The 8,810-nt window shown below is 71.9% G+C and carries 6 protein-coding genes; 3 read left to right on the forward strand and 3 right to left on the reverse strand.

Annotated elements, in window-relative coordinates; genetic code table 11:
- Window positions 1–14 precede the first annotated feature (14 nt).
- On the forward strand, window positions 15–512 hold the full coding sequence (locus tag ACFC51_RS18580) for an NUDIX domain-containing protein (RefSeq protein WP_376377614.1): 498 nt from the start codon (window positions 15–17) through the stop codon (window positions 510–512).
- Here ACFC51_RS18580 and ACFC51_RS18585 read toward each other — a convergent pair.
- On the reverse strand, window positions 503–2,872 hold the full coding sequence (locus ACFC51_RS18585; RefSeq protein ID WP_376529643.1) for a glycoside hydrolase family 31 protein: 2,370 nt from the start codon (window positions 2,870–2,872) through the stop codon (window positions 503–505). The genes ACFC51_RS18580 and ACFC51_RS18585 overlap by 10 nt on opposite strands.
- A gap of 221 nt (window positions 2,873–3,093) precedes the next feature.
- Between ACFC51_RS18585 and ACFC51_RS18590 the strand changes: the two genes are divergently transcribed.
- Window positions 3,094–5,070 (forward strand): acetoacetate--CoA ligase, encoded by a 1,977-nt coding sequence (locus tag ACFC51_RS18590; RefSeq protein WP_376529645.1) that lies wholly within the window; start codon window positions 3,094–3,096, stop codon window positions 5,068–5,070.
- 76 nt (window positions 5,071–5,146) lie between these two features.
- Window positions 5,147–6,061 carry a hypothetical protein gene (locus ACFC51_RS18595; protein WP_376377619.1) on the forward strand — a complete coding sequence of 305 codons (915 nt, stop codon included), beginning with the start codon at window positions 5,147–5,149 and terminating at the stop codon, window positions 6,059–6,061.
- A 92-nt stretch (window positions 6,062–6,153) separates the two neighbouring features.
- Here the strand turns inward: ACFC51_RS18595 and ptsP are convergent, their stop codons facing one another.
- Both ptsP and ACFC51_RS18605 read right to left on the reverse strand, forming a co-directional pair.
- Window positions 6,154–7,824, reverse strand: a complete 1,671-nt coding sequence (gene ptsP / locus ACFC51_RS18600; RefSeq protein ID WP_376377621.1) for a phosphoenolpyruvate--protein phosphotransferase — start codon at window positions 7,822–7,824, stop codon at window positions 6,154–6,156.
- Window positions 7,825–7,900: 76 nt separating this feature from the next.
- A complete protein-coding gene (locus tag ACFC51_RS18605; protein ID WP_376529647.1) occupies window positions 7,901–8,350 on the reverse strand; it encodes a PTS glucose transporter subunit IIA in 450 nt (149 codons plus the stop codon).
- Window positions 8,351–8,810 lie beyond the last annotated feature (460 nt).

The raw sequence follows: 8,810 nt of genomic DNA on the forward strand, positions 1-8,810 counted from the left end.
GATACAGTCCGGCCGTGAACGACTCCCACTGCGGCAGCTGCGGGACCCCGTACGCCGCCTCCGACTGGCCCCGCACATGTGCGGCCTGCGGCAGGACCGCCTACCGCAATCCGCTGCCCGTGGCCGTCGCCCTGCTGCCCGTCACCGGACCGCACGGCACCGGCCTCGTCGTCATCACCCGCACCATCCCGCCGCACCGGGGCGGGACGGCGCTGCCCGGCGGATACGTCGACCGGACCGAGGACTGGCGCCACGCCGTCGTGCGTGAACTGCGCGAGGAGACAGGCATCCCCGCCGACGAGGCGGACGTACGCCTCGCCGACGCTCTGAGCAGCCCCGACGGCCACCTGCTGCTCTTCGGACTGCTCCCGCCGCGCCCCGCCGCGGAGCTCCCGCCCTCGGCCCCGACGGACGAGACCTCGGGGTACGACGTGCTGAGCGCCCCCGGCGACCTCGCCTTCCCGCTGCACACCCGGGCCGTGCGCTCCTGGTTCGCGGGAGCCTACGGCTGAGCCTCCTGCGCCAGCCCCCGTACCCGGACCGGATACGGCACCAGCCCCTCCTCACCGTCCCGCTCGACCACCACACGCCCGGACAGGAGCCGCGACGTGTACCGCTCCACCTCCGCGCTCTCCCACCCGTCGCCCATGTCCCGCACCACCAGCCCGCCTCCGGCACGCCCCGGGGGCGGAGCCCACACCTCCAGTTCCAGGCCCCCGTCCGCGGCCCGCACCGGCATCACCGCACCGGCCCGCGCCAGCACCGGAACACGTGACAGCGGCGCCTCCACCACCACCTGGCCCGGCCCCTCGAACGCCTGTCCCGTCCACGTGTCGAACCACCGCCCTCGCGGCAGCCGGACAGACCTGCGGTCCGCCCCCTCCTCCAGCACGGGAGCGACCAGGAGCGCGTCGCCCAGCAGGAACGCGTCCTCGCAGTCCCGCAGTTCCCGGTCCCCGGGAGCCCCCCACCACACCGGCCGCACATACGGAGCGCCCGTCAGCCGGGCCAGCTGAGCCAGCGTCACGAAGTACGGCAACAGCCGCTCCCGCTCCTGCAGCGTCCGTCCGGCGTGCGCGAGCACCTCCGGTCCGAACTCCCACGGCTCCCGGCGCCCCGCGTCGACAGCCGCGTGCGTACGGAACAGCGGCATGTACGCGCCCAACTGGAACCAGCGCAGATAGAGCTCCGGCGACGGCGACCCGTCGAACCCGCCCACATCGGGTCCCGAGTACGGCACCCCGCAGAGTCCCAGCCCCAGGACCAGAGCCAGCGACGCCCGGAGCCCCGGCCAGCCCGTCGCCACGTCACCGGACCAGGTGCCCCCGTACCGCTGCATCCCCGCCCACCCCGAACGGGAGAACAGGAACGGCCGCTCGTCGGGGCGCAGCCGGCGCAGCCCCTCGTACCCGGCCCTCGCCATCGCCAGGGCGTACACGTTGTGCGCCTCCCGGTGGTCGCCGCCGCGGCCCTCCAACGCGTGCCGGGACGAGCGGGGCAGCGACGGATCCCCGAACGCCGAGAACGACACCGGCTCGTTCATGTCGTGCCACACCCCGGAGAACCCCTGGCCGAGCCGCTCCTCGTACAGCGCACCCCACCACTCCCGCACCAGCGGGTCGGTGAAATCGGGATAGACGCATTCACCCGGCCACACCTCGCCGAGCACGGGCTCCCCCTCCGGGCCCCGCACGAACGCGCCCTCCACCCCGACGCCGAGACCGCTGTCGAACACCGCGTTGCCCGCCGACGCCTTCACCGCCGGATCGACGATCGACACCAGCCGGACACCGTCCTCGCGCAACTCCTCCGCCAGCCGGGGGAGACCGGGGAACCGCTCCCGGTCGACCGTGAACACCTGATGGGCGTCGTAGTGGTCGATGTCCAGATGGAGCACCGACAGAGGCAGCCCCCGCTCCCGGTACCCCGCCACGATCCGGCGCACCTCCTGCTCGCTGCCGAACCCCCAGCGGGCGTGCTGCGGACCGAGCGCCCACGACGGCGGCAGCGCGGGCGCCCCCGTCAGAGCCGTCCACCCCTGGAGCACCCTGGCCGGCGTCCCCACGACCACCCAGCAGCGCAGCGGACCGCCGTCCATCCGCACCTCACAGGTACCCGGCCGGTCATGGCCCGATCCGGCGCCCTCCTCGCCCTCCCGGAGCGTCACCCGTCCCGACCAGGAGTTGTCGTGGAACACCAGATGCGTCCCCGCGTCGGAGACCACCACCTGCACCGGCATCGTCAGGTACAGCGGATCGTCACCGGGACCGAACCGCCCTCCGGGATCGGTGTTCCACAGCCCGTACGTACCCTCCCGCAGCCGCGGCCCGCCGGCCCGTCCGCCCAGCCCGAAGAAACGGGCGTCGGCCGGGACCTCGGACCGCTGCACCCACCGTGCGGTGCCCCCGCCCACCGGCTCCCACCAGCGCGGCGGCAGCTCCCGCCGAAGGAGGACCCCGCCCGGCGTACGCAGCTCCACCGCCCCGTGCCGCGACACGACGACGGTCAGCCGCTCCGACACCACCTGCCAGCCCCCGTTCGTGTCCGGCTCGAGCCGCGCCCGGGGATCCGGGTCGGGCCCGGCATCGGGCAGGGCGTACGAGGGCAGGGATGCGGCGCCGTCCCAGGACCAGAACACCGCACCGCCCACCGACACCCGCACACAGAGCTCCGAGCGGGCGAAGCGCACCACACCACCGCCCGGCCCGGGCTCCGCACTGACCAGGAGACCGGGCACACGCGCCCTCTCCGCACCGCGCGGCGCGAGCGCCCGCGCATCCGCGCGCTGCCGCCGCCAGGCCGAGCGCACCGTACGCATCCCTTGCACAGAACCGACCATTTTCACCGAGCGCACCAGGTCACGACCATCCATGCGGGCCACCCTGCCATCAGCCCGGACGGATACGTGCTCCGTTCAGCTTCCGTTCACCTGTGGCTTCGCCACACAGCCGGACACGCAACCATGGCGGGGGGACCCTGGTGCGCAAGACGATCACATGGCATCGTCCGTAACTGCCGTTCACGCGCACACCCCAGCCCGTGCGCGCGACGCACGCACACCCCGCGTACACCCCGAAAGGCCAGGGAGCCTCCATGACCTCAGCAGCCGGCGAAGCCCCCCTCTGGCAGCCCGAGCCCGAGCGTGTCGAGGCCGCGGCCGTCACCCGCTTCCAGCGATGGGCGGCCGGCCGCCACGGAGCCCCGGCCGACGGCGGCTACGCGGCGCTGCACCGCTGGTCGGTCGACGAGCTCGACACCTTCTGGGAGGCCGTCGCCGAATGGTTCGACGTACGCTTCTCCACCCCGTACGAGGCCGTGCTCGGCGACCGCACCATGCCCGGCGCGCAGTGGTTCCCCGGCGCCACCCTCAACTACGCCGAGCACGCCCTGCGCACCGCCGACGACCCGATCCGCGCGGACGCCCCCGCCCTGCTGTACGTCGACGAGACCCACACCCAGGTCGCCGTCAGCTGGTCCGAACTGCGGCGCCAGGTCGGCTCGCTGGCCGCCGGACTCCGCGCCCTCGGCGTGACCCCCGGCGACCGGGTCAGCGGATACCTCCCCAACATCCCGCAGGCGGTCGTCGCGTTCCTCGCCACCGCCGCGGTCGGCGGGGTCTGGACCTCGTGCGCCCCGGACTTCGGTGCCCGCAGCGTCCTGGACCGCTTCCAGCAGGTCGAACCGGTCGTCCTGTTCACCGTCGACGGCTACCGCTACGGCGGCAAGGAGCACGACCGCACCGCCACCGTGGCCCAACTCCGCGGCGAACTCCCGACCCTGCGCGCCGTCGTCCACATCCCGCTCCTCGGCACGGACACCCCCGAAGGCGCCCTCGACTGGGCGGAGCTCACCGCCTCGGACACCGCACCCGTCTTCGAACAGGTCCCCTTCGACCATCCGCTCTGGGTGCTCTACTCCTCGGGCACCACCGGCCTGCCGAAGGCGATCGTCCAGTCCCAGGGCGGCATCCTGCTCGAACACTTCAAGCAGATCGGCCTGCACTGCGACCTCGGCCCCGACGACCGGTTCTTCTGGTACACCTCGACGGGCTGGATGATGTGGAACTTCCTCGTCTCCGGCCTGCTCACCGGCACCACCCTCGTCCTGTACGACGGCAGCCCCGGGTATCCGGACGTCAGCGCCCAGTGGCGGGTCGCCGAACAGACCGGCGCGACCCTCTTCGGGACATCGGCCGCCTACGTCATGGCCTGCCGCAAGGCCGAGGTCCACCCCGGCCGCGACCACGACCTCAGCAGGGTCCAGTGCGTCGCCACCACCGGCTCCCCGCTCCCGCCCGACGGTTTCCGCTGGCTCCACGACGAGGTCGCCGAGGACCTCTGGATCGCCTCCGTCAGCGGCGGGACCGACGTCTGCAGCTGCTTCGCGGGCGCGGTCCCCACCCTGCCGGTCCACATCGGCGAACTCCAGGCCCCCTGCCTGGGTACCGACCTCCAGTCCTGGGACCCGGCGGGGCAGCCGCTCACGGACGAGGTCGGCGAGCTCGTCGTCACCGCCCCCATGCCCTCCATGCCGGTCCGCTTCTGGAACGACCCCGACGGCAGCCGCTACCACGACAGCTACTTCGACATGTACCCCGGCGTCTGGCGCCACGGCGACTGGATCACCCTCACCGACCGCGGCTCGGTCGTCATCCACGGCCGCTCCGACTCCACCCTCAACCGGCAGGGTGTCCGAATGGGATCCGCCGACATCTACGAGGCGGTCGAGCGGCTCCCCGAAATCCGCGAGTCCCTCGTCATCGGCCTCGAAGAGCCGGACGGCGGCTACTGGATGCCGCTCTTCGTCCACCTCGCCGAGGGCGCCACCCTCGACGACGCACTCCGCGACAGCATCAAGCGGACCATCCGGGAGAACCTCTCCCCGCGCCACGTGCCGGACGAGGTCATCGAGGTGCCCGGCATCCCGCACACCCTCACCGGCAAGCGCATCGAGGTCCCGGTCAAGCGGCTCCTCCAGGGAACCGCGCTGTCCAAGGCGGTCAACCCGGGCTCCATCGACAACCTCGAACTCCTCCACTTCTACGAGGACCTCGCCCGCAAGCGCCGCTGAACCGGCCGCGGGCGGCCGTTGTCAGTCCCCCTGATTACGCTGAGTGAGCAACGATCGACAGCGCACAGGGGGACTCATGGCGCACATCAGGCAGACCGGGCGCGGCCGGCGACACTCCGCGACATCCATGCGACGCGCGCTGCGCCGCGAAGCACCCACGACCGTCGGCCTCCTGGTCGACCCCGAGGACTTCGCGGCCATGCGCCACTACCGGACCTTCACCTTCGACGACCACACGGTCTATCTGCGGCAGGTCGAGGGCCTGCTGCGCACGCTCGCCGCCCAGGGCATGCACACCACCGTCGCCCTCTTCGACCCGGAGGACTACGCGGAGTTCTGCGCCGAGTCGGGGATCGAACCCGACGAGCGCGCGAGCAGGGGCCGCTTCACCGCCGAGATCGCCGCGGCGGGCGCCACCGTCGCCTACACCGGCCAGCCGATCGACACATTGATCCCCCTGCTCGTCTCCCGAGCCGTCCGACGGGCGACATGGGAGTACGCCACCATGCTGCTCGCCGGCCTCGGCGACTGCGCGGACTGCGGGCAGGACATCGGCCGTGCGGCCTTCGACCGGGCCTCCCACCTGCTGACGCGGCTGCTGGACACCGCGGGTCCGGGCACCCACCACGTGGTCTGCAGCATCCCCACGGAGAGCGAACAGCTCCTCGCCGTCCTCCACACGACGCGGGACCCGGAGGGCCCTGCCTGTCTCGAGTCGGCGGAGGGGGCGGAGTTCGCCACGGTCCTCGCCGTGGGCGTCGCGCTGGAGACCCAGGGGGGTGTCGTACTGCGCACCACCACGCCGGACACCCCGGACCGGGTGCACGGCTGGCGTCTGCACCGGGGAAGTCTCCTGCCGCTCACGGCGGGCGAGGTCTTCAGCGCCTACTGCACCGACGCGGACACGGGTGAACCTGTCTCGCCGGAGTCCGGCGTCGAGTACTGCGCGGGGTCCGACCTCGGCGCCGACGAACCGGAGGCCCATCGCTGACAGCCGCGGCGGCCCGCCGCCGACAGACGAAAGGGGTTCCCACCGGAACCGGCGGGAACCCCTTCACATCCGACTGCGTCCTGCGGACGGCGTCACTCGCCCGAGAGCACCGCCTGCGCAGCGAGGCGCGCCTCCTCGGCGGAGTCCGCCGCACGGGCGGCGGAGGCCGCACGCTCGCACTGCGCGAGGGTGTGCTTCGCCAGCGTGGCCCGCACGTAGGGGATGGACGCCGCACCCATCGACAGGGAGGTGACCCCCAGTCCGGTCAGCACACACGCCAGCAGCGGGTCCGAAGCGGCCTCACCACAGACGCCACAGCTCTTGCCCTCGGCCCTCGCGGCGTCGGCCGAGAGAGCGACCAGATCGAGCAGTGCGGGCTGCCAGGGATCCTGCAGCCGCGACACGGCACCCACCTGACGGTCGGCCGCGAAGGTGTACTGGGCCAGGTCGTTGGTACCCAGCGACAGGAACTCCACCTCCTGAAGGATCGAGCGCGCCCGGAGCGCGGCGGACGGAATCTCCACCATCGCCCCGAACTTGGCCTGCAGCCCCGCCTCACGACAGGCGTCGGCGAACGCCTTGGCGTCGGCACGGTCCGCCACCATCGGGGCCATGACCTCGAGGTACACGGGCAGCCCCTCGGCCGCCCTGGCCAGCGCCGTCAGCTGGGTCCGCAGCACGTCCGGGTGGTCCAGCAGGCTGCGCAGACCACGCACACCCAGTGCGGGGTTCGGCTCGTCCGCCGGCGTCAGGAAGTCCAGAGGCTTGTCGGCACCGGCGTCCAGCACCCGCACGACGACACGACCCTCGGGGAACGCCTCGAGGACGGCACGGTAGGCCGCAGTCTGCTTCTCCTCGGACGGAGCCTGCTTGCTGTCGTCCAGGAAGAGGAACTCCGTACGGAACAGCCCGACGCCCTCGGCACCGGCCTCCACCGCGGCCGGCACGTCGCCGGGACCGCCGACGTTGGCGAGCAGCGGCACCTTGTGACCGTCGGAGGTGGCACCGGGACCGGTCACGGCCGACAGGGCCGCCTTGCGTGCGGCCGAAGCGCTCTCCATCTCGGCGCGCTTCTCCTGGCTCGGCTCGACGAAGATCTCACCGGTGCTGCCGTCCACCGCCACGACCGTGCCCTCGGCGATCTCACCCGCGCCGGGGAGGGCGACCACGGCCGGAACCCCGAGTGCGCGCGCCAGGATGGCGCTGTGGCTGGTCGGCCCGCCCTCCTCGGTGACGAAGCCGAGGACCAGCGTGGGGTCGAGCAGGGCCGTGTCGGCGGGAGCCAGGTCACGCGCGATCAGCACATAGGGCTGGTCACTGTCCGGCACACCCGGCATCGGCACACCCAGCAGCCGTGCCACGATCCGGTTCCGCACGTCGTCGAGGTCGGCCACGCGCCCCGCCAGGTACTCACCGGCGTTGGCCAGCAGCGCCCGGTAGGCGGCGAACGCGTCGTAGACACCGCGCTCGGCGGTGCTGCCGACGGCGATACGGCGCTCGACGTCCGCGATGAGCTCGGGGTCCTGCGCCATCATGGCCTGGGCCTCGAGCACGTGCTGTGCCTCGCCCCCGGCCAGGTTGCCGCGCGCAATGAGGTCGGCCGCCACAGCTTCCACGGCCTGGCGGGCACGCCCCTGCTCGCGCTCGGCCTCCTCCGCGGGAATCTGCTTGGCCGGCGGCTCCAGGACCGCCGTACCCATGTGCCGAACTTCGCCGATCGCCACACCGTGGCTCACGCCGACGCCTCGCAGCGTTGTCTCCATTTCACCCGTCTCCGGTCGTGCGGCGGCTGCGCCGCCGCGGTTGATGCCCAACTGGCTCGTTACTGCGCCGAGGGTGTCACTGCCAGCCGAACAGCGTGTCGCCGACCTTCACGTCGCCGTCCTCACGGACGTCGGAGAGGGATTCGGCGGTGGCCTCCAGGGCGACGACCGGGCAGATCGCGGACTTGCCGGCCGCCTCCACCCCGGCGGGGTCCCACCGGACGATGCCCTGACCGCGGGTCACCGTGTCCCCCTTGTTCACGAGCAGCTCGAAGCCCTCGCCGTTCAGCTGCACGGTGTCGATCCCGAGGTGCGTCAGCACCCCGTGTCCCTGGTCGTCGACGACGACGAAGGCATGCGGGTGCAGGGAGACGACGATGCCGTCGACCGGCGAAACGGCCTCGGAGGGCTCGCGGACCGGGTCGATGGCGGTACCGGGACCCACCATGGCTCCGGAGAACACGGGGTCGGGAACCGCGGTGAGTCCGATGGCGCGGCCGGCAAGAGGGGACGTCACTGTGGTCATGGAGAGCCTCCCAGGGGTGGGGATCCGTTTGTGGGGTCAACCGCCACGACTGATGGAGTGCGGCGTACTGATCAGCAGCGTAAGTCATATGAAGTCCCGGTTCCGCCCGAGAGCTACCGGTTGGCCGACCTAGGGGTGCACCGGAAACGATTTGCCTCGCCCCACAGCGACCTGTACTGTCATACCCCTGCCTGACCCCAACGCGACTTCGAGTCGGGGGTCGGCAGCGACTCCCAAGCCCAGACTCTAACTCTGATTGTGCTCTCGCATGCTCGCGAGACCGTGGTCAAGGGAAAGGGAAAAGGCCTGATAGAGTCGGACTCGCCGGAAAGGGAAACGCGAAAGCGAAGAACTGGAAAGCGAAGCAAGCAGTAACCCGCTTCGGCCGGGAATCGGACACGAAAGAGTCTGATAGAGTCGGAAACGCAAGAACGAAGGGAAGCGCCCGGAGGGCCCCGGT

This window comes from Streptomyces sp. NPDC055962 (genome assembly GCF_042270185.1).
Taxonomy (GTDB): Bacteria; Actinomycetota; Actinomycetes; order Streptomycetales; family Streptomycetaceae; genus Streptomyces.